Source organism: Nitrospirota bacterium (assembly GCA_035516965.1).
Lineage (GTDB): Bacteria > Nitrospirota > UBA9217 > UBA9217 > UBA9217 > MHEA01.
Window position 1 is genome coordinate 1 of sequence record DATIZR010000098.1, and the last position, 18,643, is coordinate 18,643.

Here is an 18,643-nt window from a genome sequence, read left to right on the forward strand (position 1 = left end):
GCAACCAGCGTCACCTGGGCGAATCCCTCTGCGATAACCTACGGCACTGCGCTGAGCGGCACTCAGCTGAATGCCACGCCGAGCGTCGCCGGCAATCTTGTATATACGCCGGCCTCGGGTACTATCCTGAATGCCGGAACCAACCAGACCCTTTCGGTCACGTTCACGCCGAATGACACGGCCAACTATACGGGATCGTCTGCGAACGTGCAGATCACGGTTGCGACGCGTCCTATCACGGTTACCGCTGATGCCAAGACCAAGGTTTATGGCGCAGTCGATCCTGCCTTGACCTATCAGATCACGAGCGGCAGCCTGGTCGGCAGCGATACGCTTTCGGGTGCACTGACCCGCGCTGCAGGCGAGAATGTTGGCAATTACGCGATCCAATTGGGCTCGCTTACAAACAGCAACTACCAGATCACGTTTGTCAGCGCCAATCTGAGCATCACGGCCAAGCCCATTACGGTTACGGCTGATGCCAAGACCAAGGTGTATGGCGCAAGTGATCCCGCGTTCACCTACACGACAAGCGGTCTGGTAGGCTCCGACACGCTTTCTGGCGCGCTGACCCGCGTTACAGGCGAGGCCATCGGCACTTACGCGATCCAACAGGGATCGCTTGCCAACAGCAACTACCAGATCACGTTTAACACTGCAAACCTGACTATCACTGTGCGGCCCATTACGGTTACGGCCGATGCCAAGACCAAGACCTACGGCGCGAGCGACCCAGCGCTGACCTACACGATCACGAGCGGCAGCCTCGCAGGCAGCGACACTCTTTCGGGCGCGCTGACCCGCGTCGCAGGCGAGACCGTCGGCACTTACGCGATCCAGCAGGGGTCTCTTTCCGCCGGCAGCAATTATGCCCTCACCTATGTCGGCGCCAACCTGAGTATCACCGCCCGGCTCATTACCGTCAGTGCTGATGCCAAGAGCAAGGTCTTTGGAGCGAGTGATCCTGCCCTGACCTACACGATCACGAGCGGCAGCCTGATAAACGGCGACAGCTTCACCGGCGCTTTGACCCGTGTGGGAGGCGAGAACGTTGGAACCTACGCGATCCAGCAAGGATCGCTCAGTGCCGGCATCAACTATGTGATAACGTACAACGGCGCCAACCTGACCATTACCAAGGCAGACCAGACGATTACCTTCAGTCTTCAGTCGACGGCGACAGTTGGCGATCCTCCCATCACGCTTACTGCCACAGCGAGCAGCGGCCTTGCCGTGACCTACAGCAGCGATAATACGGACGTTGCGGCCATCAGCGGCAATACTGTGGTGATCATGGGAGCAGGCACAGCAAATATCACCGCCTCGCAGGCCGGAAACGGCAACTACAATGCGGCACCGAATGTTGTACAGCCCCTGAACGTGAGTGGTCCGTAACCTGAAGCAATAAGCGCCGGTGCGTTAACAGCATCGGCGACATTGTCAGGAATACCGATTTGTTACATCTATGATTGAAGGAGGAACGTATGGAATCAATACTGGTAACCGGCGGCGCCGGATTCATCGGAAGCAATATCGCCGAGGCGCTACTGGCTCAGGGGTACCGCGTCGTTGTGCTTGACGACCTGAGCAGCGGAAGAATGGAGAACATCGACAACCTGCTGCAGAACAAGAACTTCACCTTTATCCGGGGCAGCATCCTGGACAGCGGGATCCTGCGGTCGATCATGAGGATCCATCAGATAAGCGGGATCTCGCATCAGGCGGCGATACCCAGCGTGGTGAAGAGCATCCTGGAGCCGGTAAAGACCATGGAGGTGAATGTCGCGGGGACGGCGAACCTCTTCGATATCGCCGCGGAGAGCGGATGCAAACGGGTGGTCTTCGCGAGCTCCTGCGCGGTCTATGGAGACGGGCCCGAGCCGGTAAAGCGGGAGGACACGCCGCTGAAACCCCTTTCACCCTATGCCGTCTCGAAAGTGGCGAAGGAAATGCTCGCGAAAAACTACTGCGATCTCCATAACATCAAGATCGTGGGACTGCGGTATTTCAATGTCTACGGCCGCAGGCAGGACCCGGCCTCGGGCTACGCCGCAGTCATGCCGAGCTTCATAACAAAGGCCATACGCAACGAGCCGATCCCGATAGATGGGGACGGGGCCCAGACAAGGGACTTCGTCTTTGTCGATGACGTGGTAAAGGCAAACCTGCTGGCGCTCAGGGCGGAGAACAGCGCGGGCCGGTGCTTTAACATCGCCAGCGGCAACAGCATCAGCATCCGCGAGCTGGCGGGCATCATCACCCAGATCGCCGGCTCTCAGTCGACCATCATCCATAAACCGGCGCGGCAGGGAGACATCAAGAGGTCCAGCGCCGATATCGGCAACGCCATCCAGGACCTTGGCTATGCGCCGGACTACGATATCGTGCGGGGAATCGAACGGACCGTTGAGTGGTACAGGAAGGCATACAGTGCAGAGGGCCAGCTTGTCGCGTAGCCGCGCTTCGGCGCGGCTCGCCCGGTCCGTCATGGCAGACCATGCCGGCCCGAGAGCCCTCAAGAGCGATCACAACCCATGAACAGCATTGACCAGACGCCGGGGAAGCCGGTCACGAACTTCCTGTCCATAGACGTGGAAGATTACTTCATGGTGTCCGCATTCGCCGACAGCATCAAGTTCGAGGATTGGGGAGCCTTTGAAAGCCGCATCGAACGCAATACGCGCAGGATCCTCGAACTGCTCGGTGCCCAGGGAGTAACGGCGACCTTTTTTGTGCTCGGCTGGGTCGGAAAACAATTCCCTGGCGTGGTCCGGGAGATCCATGCTGCAGGGCACGAAATTGCGTGTCATGGCTATAATCACCGACTCGTCTATGATCAAACCCCGCTCGAATTCAGGGAAGATATCCGTAAGGCCAAGCGGATCCTGGAGGACATCACGGGAACCGGGGTCGCAGGATACAGGGCCGCGAGCTTTTCTGTGATCAAAGAAACCCTCTGGGCGCTGGAGGTTTTGATCGAAGAGGGGTTCACCTACGACTCGAGCATATTTCCCGTCCATCATGACCGGTACGGCATGCCGGAAGCGGGCCGTTTCCCGCATCGCATCACGACCGGCAGCGGGCCCATCACGGAGTTCCCGCCGTCAACCTATAAGCTCTTCAGCCAGAACATACCCATAGGCGGCGGAGGTTATTTGCGGCTGTTTCCGCTGGCACTCACCATGAGGGCCATTACCGCGATAAACGAGCAGGAGAAAGAACCCGCAGTACTCTACCTGCATCCCTGGGAGATTGATGCCGACCAGCCGCGTATGAACGGGCGGCTGTTGTCAAAGCTGAGGCATTATATCAATCTCCGCAGCACCATGCCGAAGCTTATCACCCTGCTGAATGAATTCGACTTTCAGGAGCTTTCGGCTTCTCATCTGCACCATGGCTTCCCCAGCGCCTCAGGATTCGCCCGGGCAGGCGTCGACCGCGAAACGATATGACCATCGAATTGTTGAAGAATGAAGACCGGGGTCTCTGGGACGAATATGTCAGGAAGTCGGCCTTCTCCGCCTGTTATCATCTGACCGCCTGGAAGGATGTCATTGAAGGGAGTTTCGGACAGAAGACATACTATCTGGTATCGAAAACGCAGGGACAGGTGACCGGCATTCTCCCCCTGGTCCATCTCAAGAGCTTTCTATTCGGTAATTTCATGGTATCCCTGCCGTATTTCAATTACGGGGGGATCTGCGCCGACAGCAGGGAAATCCATGAGGAACTGCTGAACAAGGCCGTTGAAATCGCTCTTGCCGGGAAGGCCAGCCACATCGAATTGAGGCAGGGGCCTGACTCCAGCAGTAATTTGCCGGCAAGGACGGAAAAAGTGTCAATGAGGCTGCAACTGCCGAAAGACCGGGCTGAGCTCTGGAACTCATTTTCTGCGAAGCTCCGAAGCCAGGTGAGGAGACCCGAAAAGGAAGGGATGTACGCAGAGGTCGGAAAAGAAGAGCAACTGGAGAGCTTCTACGATGTTTTTTCCACCAATATGCGGGACCTCGGCACGCCGGTCTATTCGAAGGACTTCTTTCGCAATATCCTGTCAACGTTCGCGGGAACCGCATGGATATGCACGGTCTACACAAAGTTCGGAGACCCCGCGGCTTCCGGATTTCTCCTCGGCTTCAAGGATACCATGGAGATCCCCTGGGCATCCTCATTGAGGAGCTACAACCATTACAGCCCGAACATGCTGCTCTATTGGTCTGTCCTTACTTTTGCCGCCGAGAAGGGTTACGGCATTTTTGATTTTGGCCGGTCGACACGGGGCGTCGGTACCTACCGGTTCAAGGAACAGTGGGGAGCTATTCCTGTTCAACTGCATTGGAATTACTGGATGAGGAACGGCGGACCGCTGCCCGAGCTCAATCCTCATAATCCGAAATACCGGACGGCGATACAGGTCTGGAAGAACCTGCCCGTGATGGTAACGAGGATCCTCGGACCGGGGATAGTGAAGAACCTGCCGTGATCGCAATGCGACGGGCACCGGGGCGCCGCCTTATCCGGCGCGAAGCTTATTGATGAAAACGAAAGGACAGATTGCTTCCCTCATGCAGATACGGCGTACACTACCCCCTGCCGCGGCACCGATCGCGATAACAGACCTCCTTCACGGTCTGGCAGGCGTCTTTTTCGGCGCTCGGTATCTTCGGAGGCTGGAGAGGGATGTCAGGGAATACTTCGGCACCAGGCATGTCTTCTTCGTCTCCTCCGGGAAGGCTGCGCTGACCGTGATCCTGAGAGCGCTGAAATCCGTTTCTCCCGGGAAGGGCAGGGTGCTCATCCCTGCTTACACCTGCTATTCCGTTCCCTCGGCGATCGTGAAGGCAGGTTTGCAGGTCTCGCTCTGCGACATCGACCCCGTCACGCTCGACTTCAACAGCAGACTCCTTGATGACGCCATTACGGAAGATACCCTCTGTGTCATCCCCGACCATCTCTTCGGTGTTCCGGCGGATCTCGACAGGATAACCGGTCTCTGTAAAAGAAAAGGGGTCTTTGTCGTGGAGGACGCCGCCCAGGCAATGGGCGGGACCTACCAAGGCAGGCCGCTCGGGACCATCGGCGATGTGGGGTTCTTCAGCCTGGGCAGGGGCAAGAACATCACGTGCGGGTCCGGCGGGATCATCGTCACGGAATCCAAGGTCATCGCGGCCGCGATCAGGAAGGAATACTCTCTCCTGAAAGAGCCCGGCATGTCCCAGCTGATCAGGGAATTCGTCAAGGCTGCCCTGCTTGGCATTTTCATCCATCCATCCCTCTACTGGCTCCCCTCGGGGCTGCCTCATCTCAGGCTCGGGGAGACGATATTTTACAGGGATTTCCCGATGAAGAAGCTCACCGGAATGCACGCAGGCCTTCTGAGGGGATTCCGGGAACGGCTTCAAGCGGCAAACGGGATACGGAAAGAGAATGCTGCCTGGTTTCGGAACGAACTGAAGCTTCCGCAGGTCCAGGACGGAAGCCTTCCGTATCTCAGGCTTCCCCTGGTTGTAAAGAACAGGGAGATGCGGGAGAAGATCCTTTCGCTCTCGCGGGAAAAGGGCCTCGGCATAAGCCCTCTGTACCCCGCGCCGATACACGAGATCGCGGAGATCCGCTGCCAGTTCAACGGACAAGATTACCCCGTCGCGAAAGAGATCGCCGAAAGTCTTATCACCCTGCCGACCCACCACCTTCTTTCGACGAAGGACAAAGAGAGGATCTGCCGGCATCTGAGCGGACAGGTTGAAGCCTTCAGCTTTCAGCGGGCGATCGCCTGATGCCGGCGGCCGCGAAGAAGCATGCAGCGATCATCAGGGGCAGGGCCGGTACCGGGCTTCACCGGACAAGAGGTGCGTAATATGGAATCAGTGGCAGGCAGAACAATGGACAGAAGTTCAAGGGTGATCCTTTCCCGCCCGGGGATATTCCAGCTCGACCTAGGCGAGGTCTGGCGCTTCAGGGAGCTGCTCTACTTCATGGCCTGGCGGGACATCATCGTTCGCTACAAGCAGACGGCGATCGGAGTCGGCTGGGCCGTGATCCAGCCGCTGATCACCATGATCATGTTCACCCTGATCTTTGGAGTCATGGCGAGGATCCCTTCCGACGGGGTGCCCTATCCGGTCTTTGCGTTCGCCGGCCTGCTTCCCTGGACGTTCTTTTCGCAGGTCCTTGCACGGGGCGGGAACAGCGTGGTGGGCAGCGCCAACCTGGTCACTAAAATTTATTTCCCGCGGCTGCTGCTCCCCCTCGCGGCCACGGCCGCACCCGCAGTGGATTTCCTTCTTTCGTTCCTGATGCTGCTGGTCCTGATGGCCTGGTTTCACGTCGCGCCCACGTGGCATCTCCTGGCGCTGCCGCTCTTTATGGGCCTGGCCTTCATGACGGCCATGGCAACGACGCTTTGGCTCTCTTCCCTCAATGTGAGGTACCGGGACGTAGGCTATGTCATACCCTTCATGAGCCAGGTCTGGATGTACGCCTCGCCCGTCGTATACCCCGTCAGCGTCATCCCGGAGAAATGGCGCCCGCTCTACAGCCTGAACCCCATGGTAGGGGTGATCGAGGGCTTTCGCTGGGCGCTGCTCGGGAAGGGAACTCCGGATTTCATGGTGATCGCGGTCAGCTCATCGGTGGTACTGGCGCTGCTGATGGGCGGGATCGTTTACTTCAAGCGGATGGAGCAGACCTTCGCAGACATTATTTGATGCCGCGACCTCCAAGAGACGGGCAAAACAGCAATCGTCTCCCGGGGAACGGGTCGGGCATGGCAGTTCACGAGGTCACTTGCATGAGCGATATCACGATTCGAGCCGAAAACCTGTCCAAGCGGTATATGATCGCGGCGGCCAGATACCGTTACGACAGCCTTCGCGAACAGGTCGCGAGCGGTGTGAAATCCCTGTTCTCGAAGGCCGGACGGCCCCGTCCGGATGAGAATGCGTTCTGGGCGCTCAAAGACGTTTCCTGCGAGGTCAGGCAGGGCGAGATCGTCGGAATCATCGGCCGGAACGGAGCGGGGAAGAGCACCCTGCTCAAGATACTTTCCCGGATCACGGTCCCCACTTCCGGACGGGCCGAGATCTTCGGACGGGTCGGCTCCCTGCTGGAAGTGGGCACCGGCTTTCACCCGGAGCTGACCGGCAGGGAAAACATCTACCTGAGCGGCGCCGTCATCGGCATGAAGAAGGACGAGATCCGCCGGCACTTCGATTCCATCGTCGATTTTTCCGAGGTCGAAAAATTTCTGGAAGTGCCCGTGAAGCGCTATTCCAGCGGCATGTACGTGCGCCTGGCCTTTGCCGTGGCGGCTCATCTCGAGCCCGAGATCCTCCTCGTGGACGAGGTATTGTCCGTCGGTGATGCCGCCTTCCAGAAAAAGTGCCTGGCGAAGATCGGCGATGCGGCAAAAGGAGGGCGGACGGTCCTCTTTATCAGCCACAATATGGTCGCCGTCAACAGCCTGTGCGGCCGGGTGTTATGGGTGGACGGAGGAAGGATCGTGGAGGACGGTCCGCCGGCGCAGGTCGTGGCGCGGTACCTTGCGAGGACCGGGAATGGTCAGGGTCAGTCCGAAGAGGTATGGGATGACATCCATGAGGCGCCGGGCAACGATCTGGTGCGGATCCACCGGGTGCGCGTGCGCCGTCAGGACGACCGCCAGTCAGACCCCCTTACCATGCAGACGCCGTTCGTTGTGGAAGTTGAATACTGGAATTTGATTGCCGATGCTCACTTGCACATCACCTTGCATCTGTATACCTCCGAAGGAATACTTGCGTTTACCACAGGCAGCTTGAATGACCGTAGTCCCATGCCGGCGGGACTCTTTCGCAGCGTATGCCATTTTCCCAATGACCTGTTGAACAGCGGTTCCCATCGCTTTGTGGTGCTGGTAGTCAAGGACACGAGCAATGTGATCTACAGCCATGAGAGCGGCGTGTCCTTCGACATCCTTGACCTGCGACAGAGACAGGGCACCTATTACGGCAGGGAGCCGGGCGTTGTCCAGCCCGTGCTGCGATGGTCAACGGAATACCTTGGTGAAGATGAAGGGATCAGGACCCTGTGCCGGGAACACCAGGAGGCGTGACGGAAAACGGCTCCCGGTGTCATCGCCCCGTGAAAGGGAAATCAGAAATGGAAAAGGTCAAGGTCATTGTTTTCGGGAACAGCGTGTTTGCCGAGCATATCTACGCTCTCCTGACCCATGACTCCCCCTACGAAGTGGCCGCATTTACCGTCGACCGTAAATACCTGCGGGAAGATACGATGTTCGGCCTGCCCGTCGTCCCCTTCGAGACCGTTGAATCCGCTTTTCCTCCCTCGGAGTACCGGATGAGCGTTCCCCTCAGTTTTCAACGGGTGAACAGGCTGAGAGAGGAAAAGTACGTGCAGGCGAAAGCCAAGGGATACCGGCTGATCACTCATCTCAGTTCCACGGCCACGTCGTACCCGGGTCTCGTTATCGGCGACAATTGCATTGTCATGGAAAAAGCCATCATCGGCCCCTTTGCCGAGATCGGCAATAATGTGATTGTTGCATCCGGCGCGATCATCGGACACCATGCGGTATTACAGGATCACTGCTTCATCGCTCCCGGAGCTGTTCTGCTGGGGGGCGTTACGGTGGAAAAATACAGCTTCATCGGAGCGAACGCGACCGTGAATCAGGAAGTCACGGTGGCCGGCGAGTGCCTCATTGGAAGCGGCGTATCGATCACCAGAGATACCCGTGAAAAAGGGGTGTATCTGAATCCCCCGCCCGAGCTGCATCCGAAGCGGAGCGATGAGCTGAGGACATGGATGATGTGGCCGGTGCGGGCGCGCAGAACATCGCCGGGGTTCGAGCCCCGGTAACAAGATCAAGGAGCAGCCCGAAGGGCGCGGGACGGCACGGCGGAAGAGTAGGGTATCCCTGCCGGGCCCTGTCCCCGAATGCCGGGATGGATCACTCTCGATGACCAGGGATGACAACATAAAATCGGTCGGAGAGCCTTCTCCGCTGCAGCATCAGGATCAGCCTGCGCTCCATGCCCCGGCGGCCCCGGTGACGGCCCGGATACGGAACATGGCACGAGCGGACCTGGACCGGGTCGGGGAAATTCTTTTCAATGCGTACACGGCAAACGCATCGAAGCGTGGCTACGCCCCGAGAATGCAGAACGCCCAGGAAGGAACGTCCTGGGCCTGGGCCATGCTCCGTCACGCGCCGGCTGACATCCTGATCGCCGAGGTCGAGGACCGGGCGGTGGGCATCTGTTGTCTCAATCCAAGGGGCGAGCAGGGAGGCGTCGGGCCCGTTGCCGTTGATCCCTCATTCCAGGGACAGGGGATCGGACGACTGTTGATGAACGCTCTTCTCGCGAGGGCGGAAGGCCTCAAGAGCGTACGACTCTTCCAGGAAGCATTCAATCCTGCATCCTTCTCTCTGTACTATTCCCTCGATTTCGCGCCGGTTGCAGACATGCTGGACCTTGTTCTGAGCGCCGGCATACGAACGGGAACGGGTGCGGACGGCACGATCAATGAAGGAACAGCGAACGATCTCGATGCGGTCGCGGCCTACGACGCTCCCAGGAGCAAATTGGCCCGCCGGTCAGACCTTGCATTTTATGTCAAGTGGGGCAAGATCCTTGTTTATCGGCAAGGAGCGCAGATCCTCGGATTTCTGGCGTGCCTTCCGGGCGCACGCTTTGTGCAGCTTGGCCCGCTGGTCGCCGAGGGAGAAGAGGTGGCCCGGCGCCTCTTTGAGCATGCAGCAGCGGTCTTCAGCGGGCGGCCGTGTCAGACGCGCGTCATGGCCAGGGATACTCTGCTGGTCAGGGCCCTCCAGGCATCGGGTTTCAAGCTCTATTGCCTCAATATCCTGATGGTGAGGGGATCATGGCGGCCGGGGCCCTCCATTGAATCCTTTGGAGGCTTTCCCGAAGGCGTGTAGGCAGCGGCAAACCCGGGTCGCGCGGATCAGGTTCGATCAGAGAAAAAGACTTTGGCAAAGAGAGCCTGCACATTCAGAGCAAAATAAGGAGGTGTTCCATGACGACGTCAGCCAACATAGAAAAGTTCCTTCTTTCGGAAATTGCCGGTGATCTCGGCAAGAAGTCGCTGGACCCTGATGAGGATCTGCTCGAACAAAGAATCATCGATTCCATGGGGATCCTGAAGCTGGTGGTATTTCTGGAAAAAAGCCACGGCATCAAGGTGCAGGACGAGGATGTGGTCCCCGAGAATTTTCAAAGTTTGAACAGCATGGTCAGGTTTGTCGAACAGAAGATGCAGAGCAAGTAGGCCGCGGGCATGGTCCGGTACGGATACGGACCTTCCCGACGGCAGAAGCCAACCGTTCCTCCTGGGGGCAGTTTCCGGGGCCCCATCGATAATGCTCGCGCAGCAGGAATGCAGAAGGAGGTGGCATTGTGGATTTCGAATTCAGTGAAGAACAGCTGGAGTTCAAAAAAAGCGCAATCGATTTTGCTCAAAAGTCGCTGAACGACGATGTCATTGAAAGAGACCGCGGCGGCATCTTCTCCCGTGATCTCTGGAAAAAGTGCGCGGATTTCGGCATCCAGGGCTCCGCGTTCCCCGAGCAGTACGGGGGACTGAACACCGACATTTTCAGCACCATGCTCCTGATGGAAGGACTGGGGTACGGGTGCAAGGACAGCGGCCTGCTCTTCGCGATCAACGGTCAGATGTGGACCGTACAGATGCCGATCCTGAGGTTCGGCACGGATGCACAAAAAGAAAAATATCTTCCCCGGCTCTGCAGCGGCGAACTGATCGGGGGGAACGGCGTGTCGGAGCCGAACGCGGGCTCCGATGCCTTCAGCATGACGACCACGGCAAAGCTGGAAGGCGATCATTATGTCCTGAACGGCACGAAGACCTTCTGCACCTCGGCGCCGGTTTCCGATCTGTTCGTGGTGTTTGCGACCGTCGACAAGCGCAAGGGGTTCATGGGCGTTACCGCCTTTCTTATTGAGAAGGATTTTCCCGGCTTCCGCGTGGGCCGGGATATCGAGAAAATGGGGCTCAGGACCGTACCCATGGCCGAGTTGATCCTGGAGGACTGCAAGGTGCCCGTCGAGAACCGCCTCGGCAGGGAGGGCAACGGCGCGGCGATCTTCGAGGACACCGTGGAGTGGGAGCGGGGCTGCATCATGGCCAGTCTGCTCGGCGGCATGGAGCGGCAGCTGGAGCAATGCATCAAGTATTCCAAGGAACGGAAGCAATTCGGCAAATCGATCGCGAAGTACCAGGCCATTGCCAACAAGATCGTGGACATGAAGGTCCGGATGGAGACCGCCAGGCTCCTTTTATACAAGGTGGCATGGATGAAACAGGCCCGCGGGAAGGCCGCCATGGAAGCCGCCATTGCAAAACTCTACCTGAGCGAGGCGTGGGTGCAGTCCTGTCTCGATGCCGTACAGATCCACGGCGGGTACGGGTATGCGACGGAATACGAAGTGGAACGCGATCTCCGGGATGCCGTCGGGGGCACGCTGTATTCCGGTACCTCGGAGATCCAGAAGAACATCATAGCCCGGTACCTGGGGCTTTGACATCTGCGGGCAGCCGGAGAAGAGCATGAATTCCCGTGACATCGCCATGGCGAACGGAGGTCAGACCGGATATCGATACGTGCTGGCATTCTCGTTGGCGCTCGGCTGCTTCCTCAGGTTCCATCAGATCGGGGGACAGCCGCTCTGGCTCGACGAAGCCTTCAGTCACTGGTTCTCGGGCAGGACGATAGCGGAGCTCTGGACCGTTGTCCCCCGGTTCGAAACGAACCCGCCCCTGTATTACACGATCCTGAAGCTCTGGAAGAGCGTGTTCGGATCGAGTGAAGCATGCCTCAGGAGCCTGTCCGCGGTCATGAGCATCGGATGCATCCCCCTGGTCTACCTGATCGGCAGGCTCCTGGGGAAATCCATCGGCGGAGAGTGGATAGGCGCGATGGCGGCGCTCCTCTTCGCCGTGGCTCCCGTGCAGATCCAGTATGCCCAGGAGGCGCGGCAATACGCGATGCTCACCTTTGGCACAACGCTGACGCTCTGCGCGGTGCTCTGGATCATGCGCCACCCGGCTGAAGCCTGCGAGCCCCTGTTCGGGAGCTCGTCCGGCCGGAAGCCGTGCCCCGCTGCGGGAAGCGGATGGCCTGTGATGCTGGCATGGGCGACCGTCATCGTTGCGGTGCCCTTCACGCTGTGGCTCCACAATACCGCGGTCCTGTACATCTTCACGCTCTTCCTGATCATGCTGGCATGGTTCTCCCTGCAGCTGCGGCTCAATAGAACGTTCCTCGTCAATATGACGACGACAGGCGCCGTGGCTTTCCTTCTGTGGGCGCCGTACCTGGTCTTTTTGATACCCCAGACGAGGAGCGCGAGCCTTCCGATACCGGCGCCGACTGTCCCGTCCGTCGTGAATACCGTTGTCCTGCTCCTGCTTGGGCATTCGATCTCATGGACCGCCTCGGTAAACGACCTCGTGAAGATGACGGCCTTTGCACTGCTCATCATCCTTGCCGCGGCGGGGCTGCTGAATATCCGGAGACGCTCCGGTCCTTATATCGCCCTTCTCCTGCTTGGGTCGACCGTGGGCCCCATCCTTATGGCGCTCCTGTTCAGCGTTCTGTTTCGGCCCATCTTTCTTGCGAGGACGCTCATTTATGTGAGTGTGCCCTTTTTCCTGGCCATCGCCGCAGGGATCATGATGGTGCCGGGTCCGCGAAAACGCGCGCTCATCATGGTCCTGTTCTCGCTCCTGTTCCTCAAATGGAACTACACCTATTACGGGAACCACGAGAAGGCGGGGAAGGAGCCCTGGGACAGGGTCGCGCAGACCGTGGCCCGGGATGCACGGGAAGATGTCGTGCTGCTCGTTCCGAACAATATCGAGATCCCCTTTTCCTATTACGCGGACCGCATGACCGGCGGCAGCCTCCACATCGTCCCTATGCCGTTCCCCCTGTCCGATTTCCTGCACCCGGCACTCGATCCGGAGCGGCTCGGTTCGGACAGTCTCAAGGCCATACAGATCAGGACTTCCGATATTCCCGCGATCGACGGGGCGATCGCAAGACGATCGCCCGTCTGGCTGGTTACGAGGAGGGAAGATCTCTTCGACCAGCATGCACTCGTGTTCAACGCTCTAGCGCAAAAGAGGGGTCTCGTCTCAACGCAGCAGTTCGGTGAGATAAGCGTGTATCAATTCAGGTAGGGGATCCTTTTCTCCGGGTGAGCCATGATGAATAGTCGCTCCCGATTTCTGATCCAGGTAGCGGGCTCTATCGCCTGCTTCTGGTGGTTGTTCCGGATGGTATCGCCGGAACTGCTGGTTGATTCCCTGAGGCGTTCCAGCTCCGTCCTGGTCGTTTTGATTACGATCATCATGGTCCCGGCCGTCCTTGCCCGGGCATGGAGATGGTATTACCTGCTGATTCGCAGGGGGATCCCGGTCTCCCTGGCGTCCATTACCAACGCAACGTTCATCGGCATGGCCCTGAACCTCTTCCTTCCCGCCAGCGCGGGCGACGTGGTCCGCAGCTATTACGGCTGGCAGCAGTACGGCCATAAAGAGGAGATGCTGGCGACTTCGCTCTCGGATAAGTTTGTGGCGCTCTTCTCGCTGTTCCTGCTGGGAGCGATCGGGGGATTTATCTGCGGGGATACGAGGCTCGCCCTCCTGGCAACGGCCCTGACCGTTCCCGCCGGCGTCATTCTCCTGGTTCCCGTCCGCTGGCTGTGGAAGATGCTGGCGGTGCTTGCGAAGAAAGTGCTGAACCGGGACCTTGATGTCGACCTTCTCGTGCGTTCTTTCCATATGAGCTTGCCGACCTTTTTTGGCGCCCTCTTCATTTCCATCGTGGGATGGATGATCACGAACCTCATGTATTTTCTTGCCGTCTGGGCCGTGGGGGCCCGCATCGGGATGGGATATACCTTTGCCATAGCTCCGATGATCAACATACTCCGCATGCTCCCCATATCCATTTCGGGGCTGGGGTCCGCAGACGCGCTCATGGTGCAGCTGCTGGGAGGGGTTGGTATTCAGAAACATGTGACGCTGGCGGCATCGATGATCGTGAACCTGACCTTGATCGTGCTTCCCGGCGCCATCGGCGCCGTCCTGATGCTGATCAATGTCCGCAGCATTAAAAAAGCAAACCTGGAGCGGGGCTATTGAAGGAGCTGCGTCGCATGCCGGAGGAGAGCAGAGAAAACATGCCAAGGATCCTTTTCATATTCGGAACGCGGCCGGAAGCCATAAAACTGGCGCCCCTTATCCATCAGGCCAGGGCATCGGACCGCTTTACGACCCACGTGTGCTCCACGGGCCAGCACCAGGAAATGCTGAAGCAGGTCCTGGATTTCTTCCACCTGGTCCCTGACTTTGACCTTCATCTCATGCAGCCGAACCAGACGCTCCACGACCTTGCGTCGTGCACCCTGCGGTCCCTCGGCGCGGTGATGGGGGAAGTGAAGCCGGACCTGGTCATCGTGCAGGGCGACACAACGACAACCATGGTCGGCGCGCTCACCGCGTTCTATCACCGGATCAGCGTCGCTCATATCGAAGCGGGCCTGAGGAGTCATGTGCGGTTCTCCCCCTATCCCGAAGAGGTCAACCGGGTCCTGGCGACCCATCTTTCCGATTATCATTTCGCGCCCACCGAGCGGGCCGCGGCCAACCTGCGCAAAGAGGGCATACCCCCGGACAAGGTCCATGTCGTGGGCAATACCGTCGTCGATGCGCTCCTTATGGGGCTGAAGGAAGTAAACACCATGAGCGTGGAGCGGGACAACCCTGCGCTCAAGAATATCGACTTTTCGAAAAAGATCGTCCTGGTGACCGGACACCGGCGGGAAAGTTTTGGAAGCCCCTTTGAAAACATATGCCATGCATTGCAAGAGATAGCCCTGGACGAACGGGTTGAAATCATCTACCCTGTGCATCTCAACCCCAACGTCAGGGAACCGGTATTTCGCATACTCGGCAACAGGAAGAACATTCATCTGATCGCACCCGTGGACTATCCCGCCATGATCTACTTGATGAGCAGGTCCTTCTTCATTCTTACCGATTCCGGCGGAGTTCAGGAAGAGGCGCCCTCTCTTCGCAAGCCGGTACTGGTGATGAGGGAAGTCACGGAGCGCACCGAGGGTGTGGACCGGGGGGTGACCAGGGTCGTCGGAACGTCCCGGGAAACCATCGTTCGCGAGGCCTTCGCCCTGCTGAACGATCCCGATCATTACAGCCGCATGGCGACGGGCGATAATCCCTACGGTGATGGCCTGGCGTCAAAGAGGATTATCGAGGTGCTGGAACGCGCCTTTGATGGCAGCGGCCGGACAGGACTCCAGGGATGACGAACGGCCCTCACAGAACAGCGAGCCGTCGGGAAGGAGGTTTTCCCATGAGCAGACCCAGGATAATCATTGCGCTTCCCGCATATAACGAGGCCCTCAATGTAGGAGCATTGCTGGACACCTTCGAGAGTGTCCTCGGCATGGCGCTGGGCTATGGGTTCGATCGCCTTTATGTCGTTGTGGATGACGGCAGCGTTGATCAGACCCGGAATATCCTGAAGGACTATGCAAAGAGGATCCCCCTGAAGATCGTGGTGCATGAGAAGAATCAGGGCCTGGGTCCGACCATCAGGGACGCTCTCCGGAAAGCGACGGACGAAGCGGGGCCGGGGGACATCATTATCACCATGGACGCCGACAATACGCAGCCCGCTGGGCTGATTCCCGCGATGGTGCAGAAGGTGCTCGAAGGCCACGACCTCGTCATCGCCTCGCGGTTCAGGGATGGCGCGCGGGTGGTCGGATTGAGCTGGCTGCGAAGGTTTACGAGCGTGGGAGCCAGCATGATGATGCGAACCGTCTTCCCCATGAAAGGGACCCGGGATTACACGTGCGGTTTCCGGGCCTATCGGGCTGACCTGCTCCGCAGGGCTTTTGCGGAATATGGCGATAAATTCGTCGATCAGCAGGGATTTCAGTGCATGTCCGACATCCTTATCAAGCTCAGGCGGTTCGATCCGATCGTCGGGGAGGTCCCGATGATCTTGCGGTACGACTTCAAGAAGGGAAGTTCCAGCATGAAGGTCGGCCGGACGATCATCAACACGCTGCGACTGATGCTGGTAAGACGGCTTGGGTTCATGGTGAGCCGCTGAACCGTTCCCTGGTTGCTGCATCTCAGTGTTTCTTATTTCGGCTTCTTCTTGAACGAGCACACATGCGCTGGTGCTTCTCTAACCGGTCCGGGTTCGTACGAGGGAAATGATCATGAAAAAGAACATATTGATCGCGGGATGGCTTCTGATTTCGATGGTATCGCTGCATCTGTCAGCCCCGGGAGCGGCTCATGCCGCGTGGCTCGATCCGGCCTGGAGTTCCCGGAACAGTGTAACGGTGACGAACCCCGGGGGAACGGCGTTGAGCAATTTCCAGGTTCACCTGAGCCTCGACGCCACGTTCGACTTCGCCAGTGCAAGCGCGACGGGCTCGGATCTTCGCTTCACGACCGATGACGGCGTCACGCTCGTTTCCTTCTGGATCGAGAAGTGGGACCCGGTCAACAGGAGCGCCGGCCTCTGGGTGAAAGTGCCCTCGATCCCCACGAACGGAGCGACCCTGTACCTGTATTACGGCAATCCGTCGGCGGTCAGCACCTCGAATGGCAATACCACGTTCGAGTTCTTTGACGATTTTGACTCGGGAGCCACGGGGACCTCGGTGCCCGGCTATTACAAGCTTGGAGACCCCCAGACCGTGCTGGTGCAGGACCAGGCATGGGAGGCCACGGCGCCGCACACGCTGAGCGTCATCCAGAACAGCAGCGGAGGCCATACCTACTGGGGGTACTATGCCCTTCAGGACGCCGTTCCTCCGGCAAATCCCACTTCTTGTGATCCGGGAGGTGTCGGATTGGCATACAGCAGTGATTTGAACACCTGGACCAAGGATTCTAACAACCCCATAAGGCTGAACCAGAGCCCATTCACGAACGGGAGATGGCCGTCGGTCCAGAAGGTTGGGAGCACCTTTTACATGCTCTATACCAAAGATTTCTGCGCCACCAGCTATATCAACCTTGCAGAAAGCATTGATGGCGTCAACTTCGTTGATGTGAAGACCATCGTATCACCTCAGACCGGATACGCGAACCAGAATCCCAACCTCTTTCTTAATCCCAACGACGGGAAGTATTATATCTACTGGTACCGTGGCGACGGCACATCATTATGGGAGATCCATGCGCGAAGCGCTGCCACACCCGATGGGTTGGATGCCGGTCCGGATACTGTCGTACTGTCGTCCAATGTTACGCTGGCGGCTCCGAACATGCTCTATAGAGACGGCACCTATTTTCTCTCCACGGAGGGCAGGGACGGCGCCGGGCTGTGGGATACACTCATTTACTCCAGCGTCTCGCCCACCAGCGGGTTCTCCCTGCTGCCCGGGAACCCGATTCTGGCCAACGGGTCTGCCTGCAACTTCCAGCATGTGATCGGAACAGAGCTCCACGATTACTACTGCAAGTGGTCGGGGAGCGCCTGGACCATAGAGCACCGGGTCGCTGATCTGAATGCGGGTAGGCTGCTCTTCAGCAATCAGGCGATAGATCCAGGCAGGTGGACAGCCAGCGGCGGCACATGGACCGTCGTCACCGATGTCCAGCAGGATGGCACCACGGGGAACGTTGCCAAGGGATCCATCGGGAGCAGTGCCAGGCAGATTCTTCTTTCTTCCTACCAGGGCGGCGATTATATCCTGGATGCGTATGGGAAGCTGCTCAGCAGCAGGCTGTGGGGCCTGGGCGTGCGGGCCCTTGACGTGAACAACCTTTATTCCGTCAACCTGTATGAGGATCTCGATTCGACCAACAACCTGTATGTATACAACTGGGTCAACGGAAGTGCCGCCACGCTTGCAAGCGCGGCTACGGGAACGGTCAACACCAATACGTGGTACAAGCTTACGGTAAAGGCACACGGAAATTCGTTCGATGTGTACAAAGATGACGCACTGATGCTTCAAACCTCGTCCTCGCAGTTCGGGTCAGGAGCGGTGGCTCTCTATGGAGAGCAGAACACGGTGGCAGAGTTCAACAACGTGACGGTAAGAAAGTACGCTGCATCTGAGCCATCAGCGGCCCTGGTGTCAAGCAATAATCCTTTGCCGGCGACGACGAGCCTGAGCCCGTCATCCGGTACGGCGGGCGGTACTGCTTTCACGCTTACCGTGAACGGCACCGGTTTTGTGACAAACTCAGTCGTGCAATGGAACGGGTCGAACCGCGCCACGACGTATGTGTCTGATACCCAATTGACCGCAGCGATCCTGGCCGCGGACATCGCAACAACAGGGACTGCCTCGGTGACCGTGTTCAGTCCCGCGCCGGGCGGGGGAACCTCCAACGCTCAAACCTTTACGATCAACAGTCTTCAGGCCGTGACCTGGACCCAGACCAACTGGATAGGCGGGTCGGGCCAGGCCCTCTGGTCCGATGCAACGCGCTACAGTTCAGCAAGCGGCATCGACACCAGCGTCAGCGGACAGATCGGCCTCGCCATCACCAGCACCGTGCTCTTCTCCGACGACTTCAGCGATGGCACCCTGCCTCCCTG

General features: G+C 58.5%; 16 protein-coding genes. All 16 read left to right on the top strand.

Translation table 11 applies throughout. The features are described 5' to 3' along the window. Positions 1 to 1,395, top strand: a 1,395-nt coding sequence (locus tag VL197_14790) for an MBG domain-containing protein (protein ID HUJ19248.1), incomplete at its 5' end; no start/stop codon positions are given. An 89-nt stretch (positions 1,396 to 1,484) separates the two neighbouring features. Continuing rightward, on the top strand, positions 1,485 to 2,456 hold the full coding sequence (locus tag VL197_14795; GenBank protein ID HUJ19249.1) for an NAD-dependent epimerase/dehydratase family protein: 972 nt from the start codon (positions 1,485 to 1,487) through the stop codon (positions 2,454 to 2,456). A gap of 78 nt (positions 2,457 to 2,534) precedes the next feature. Beyond that, positions 2,535 to 3,452 (top strand): XrtA system polysaccharide deacetylase, encoded by a 918-nt coding sequence (locus tag VL197_14800; GenBank protein ID HUJ19250.1) that lies wholly within the window; start codon positions 2,535 to 2,537, stop codon positions 3,450 to 3,452. Beyond that, on the top strand, positions 3,449 to 4,480 hold the full coding sequence (locus tag VL197_14805) for a FemAB family XrtA/PEP-CTERM system-associated protein (protein ID HUJ19251.1): 1,032 nt from the start codon (positions 3,449 to 3,451) through the stop codon (positions 4,478 to 4,480). The genes VL197_14800 and VL197_14805 overlap by 4 nt, the downstream gene beginning before the upstream one ends. 52 nt (positions 4,481 to 4,532) lie before the next feature. Continuing rightward, positions 4,533 to 5,774 carry a DegT/DnrJ/EryC1/StrS family aminotransferase gene (locus tag VL197_14810; protein ID HUJ19252.1) on the top strand — a complete coding sequence of 414 codons (1,242 nt, stop codon included), beginning with the start codon at positions 4,533 to 4,535 and terminating at the stop codon, positions 5,772 to 5,774. Positions 5,775 to 5,879: 105 nt separating this feature from the next. Continuing rightward, entirely contained in the window at positions 5,880 to 6,704 is an 825-nt protein-coding gene (locus VL197_14815; protein ID HUJ19253.1) for an ABC transporter permease, read from the top strand. An 83-nt stretch (positions 6,705 to 6,787) separates the two neighbouring features. Next, the gene (locus tag VL197_14820; GenBank protein ID HUJ19254.1) at positions 6,788 to 8,089 is read left to right on the top strand and encodes an ABC transporter ATP-binding protein; all 1,302 of its coding nucleotides are present in this window, start codon (positions 6,788 to 6,790) and stop codon (positions 8,087 to 8,089) included. A 47-nt stretch (positions 8,090 to 8,136) separates the two neighbouring features. Beyond that, entirely contained in the window at positions 8,137 to 8,856 is a 720-nt protein-coding gene (locus VL197_14825) for an acetyltransferase (GenBank protein HUJ19255.1), read from the top strand. A 100-nt stretch (positions 8,857 to 8,956) separates the two neighbouring features. Beyond that, positions 8,957 to 9,937 carry a GNAT family N-acetyltransferase gene (locus VL197_14830; GenBank protein ID HUJ19256.1) on the top strand — a complete coding sequence of 327 codons (981 nt, stop codon included), beginning with the start codon at positions 8,957 to 8,959 and terminating at the stop codon, positions 9,935 to 9,937. Between the two features lie 98 nt (positions 9,938 to 10,035). Beyond that, positions 10,036 to 10,287, top strand: a complete 252-nt coding sequence (locus tag VL197_14835) for a phosphopantetheine-binding protein (protein ID HUJ19257.1) — start codon at positions 10,036 to 10,038, stop codon at positions 10,285 to 10,287. 128 nt (positions 10,288 to 10,415) lie between these two features. Then, positions 10,416 to 11,561 carry an acyl-CoA dehydrogenase family protein gene (locus VL197_14840; protein HUJ19258.1) on the top strand — a complete coding sequence of 382 codons (1,146 nt, stop codon included), beginning with the start codon at positions 10,416 to 10,418 and terminating at the stop codon, positions 11,559 to 11,561. A gap of 25 nt (positions 11,562 to 11,586) precedes the next feature. Continuing rightward, on the top strand, positions 11,587 to 13,221 hold the full coding sequence (locus VL197_14845; GenBank protein HUJ19259.1) for a glycosyltransferase family 39 protein: 1,635 nt from the start codon (positions 11,587 to 11,589) through the stop codon (positions 13,219 to 13,221). A 24-nt stretch (positions 13,222 to 13,245) separates the two neighbouring features. Next, on the top strand, positions 13,246 to 14,187 hold the full coding sequence (locus tag VL197_14850; protein HUJ19260.1) for a lysylphosphatidylglycerol synthase transmembrane domain-containing protein: 942 nt from the start codon (positions 13,246 to 13,248) through the stop codon (positions 14,185 to 14,187). 38 nt (positions 14,188 to 14,225) lie between these two features. After that, complete coding sequence (gene wecB, locus VL197_14855) at positions 14,226 to 15,371, top strand: UDP-N-acetylglucosamine 2-epimerase (non-hydrolyzing) (protein ID HUJ19261.1); 1,146 nt, start codon at positions 14,226 to 14,228, stop codon at positions 15,369 to 15,371. 47 nt (positions 15,372 to 15,418) lie between these two features. Then, a complete protein-coding gene (locus tag VL197_14860; GenBank protein ID HUJ19262.1) occupies positions 15,419 to 16,186 on the top strand; it encodes a glycosyltransferase family 2 protein in 768 nt (255 codons plus the stop codon). Positions 16,187 to 16,298: 112 nt separating this feature from the next. After that, the coding region (locus VL197_14865; protein ID HUJ19263.1) for a DUF2341 domain-containing protein at positions 16,299 to 18,643 on the top strand (2,345 nt) is incomplete at its 3' end.

Excerpts from the sequence above, each read along its gene's own strand:
- VL197_14795 (HUJ19249.1), top strand. The coding sequence starts at position 1,485 with ATGGAATCAATACTGGTAACCGGCGGCGCCGGATTCATCGGAAGCAAT.
- VL197_14800 (HUJ19250.1), top strand. The coding sequence starts at position 2,535 with ATGAACAGCATTGACCAGACGCCGGGGAAGCCGGTCACGAACTTCCTG.
- VL197_14805 (HUJ19251.1), top strand. The coding sequence starts at position 3,449 with ATGACCATCGAATTGTTGAAGAATGAAGACCGGGGTCTCTGGGACGAA.
- VL197_14810 (HUJ19252.1), top strand. The coding sequence starts at position 4,533 with ATGAAAACGAAAGGACAGATTGCTTCCCTCATGCAGATACGGCGTACA.
- VL197_14815 (HUJ19253.1), top strand. The coding sequence starts at position 5,880 with ATGGACAGAAGTTCAAGGGTGATCCTTTCCCGCCCGGGGATATTCCAG.
- VL197_14820 (HUJ19254.1), top strand. The coding sequence starts at position 6,788 with ATGAGCGATATCACGATTCGAGCCGAAAACCTGTCCAAGCGGTATATG.
- VL197_14825 (HUJ19255.1), top strand. The coding sequence starts at position 8,137 with ATGGAAAAGGTCAAGGTCATTGTTTTCGGGAACAGCGTGTTTGCCGAG.
- VL197_14830 (HUJ19256.1), top strand. The coding sequence starts at position 8,957 with ATGACCAGGGATGACAACATAAAATCGGTCGGAGAGCCTTCTCCGCTG.
- VL197_14835 (HUJ19257.1), top strand. The coding sequence starts at position 10,036 with ATGACGACGTCAGCCAACATAGAAAAGTTCCTTCTTTCGGAAATTGCC.
- VL197_14845 (HUJ19259.1), top strand. The coding sequence starts at position 11,587 with ATGAATTCCCGTGACATCGCCATGGCGAACGGAGGTCAGACCGGATAT.
- VL197_14850 (HUJ19260.1), top strand. The coding sequence starts at position 13,246 with ATGATGAATAGTCGCTCCCGATTTCTGATCCAGGTAGCGGGCTCTATC.
- wecB (HUJ19261.1), top strand. The coding sequence starts at position 14,226 with ATGCCAAGGATCCTTTTCATATTCGGAACGCGGCCGGAAGCCATAAAA.
- VL197_14860 (HUJ19262.1), top strand. The coding sequence starts at position 15,419 with ATGAGCAGACCCAGGATAATCATTGCGCTTCCCGCATATAACGAGGCC.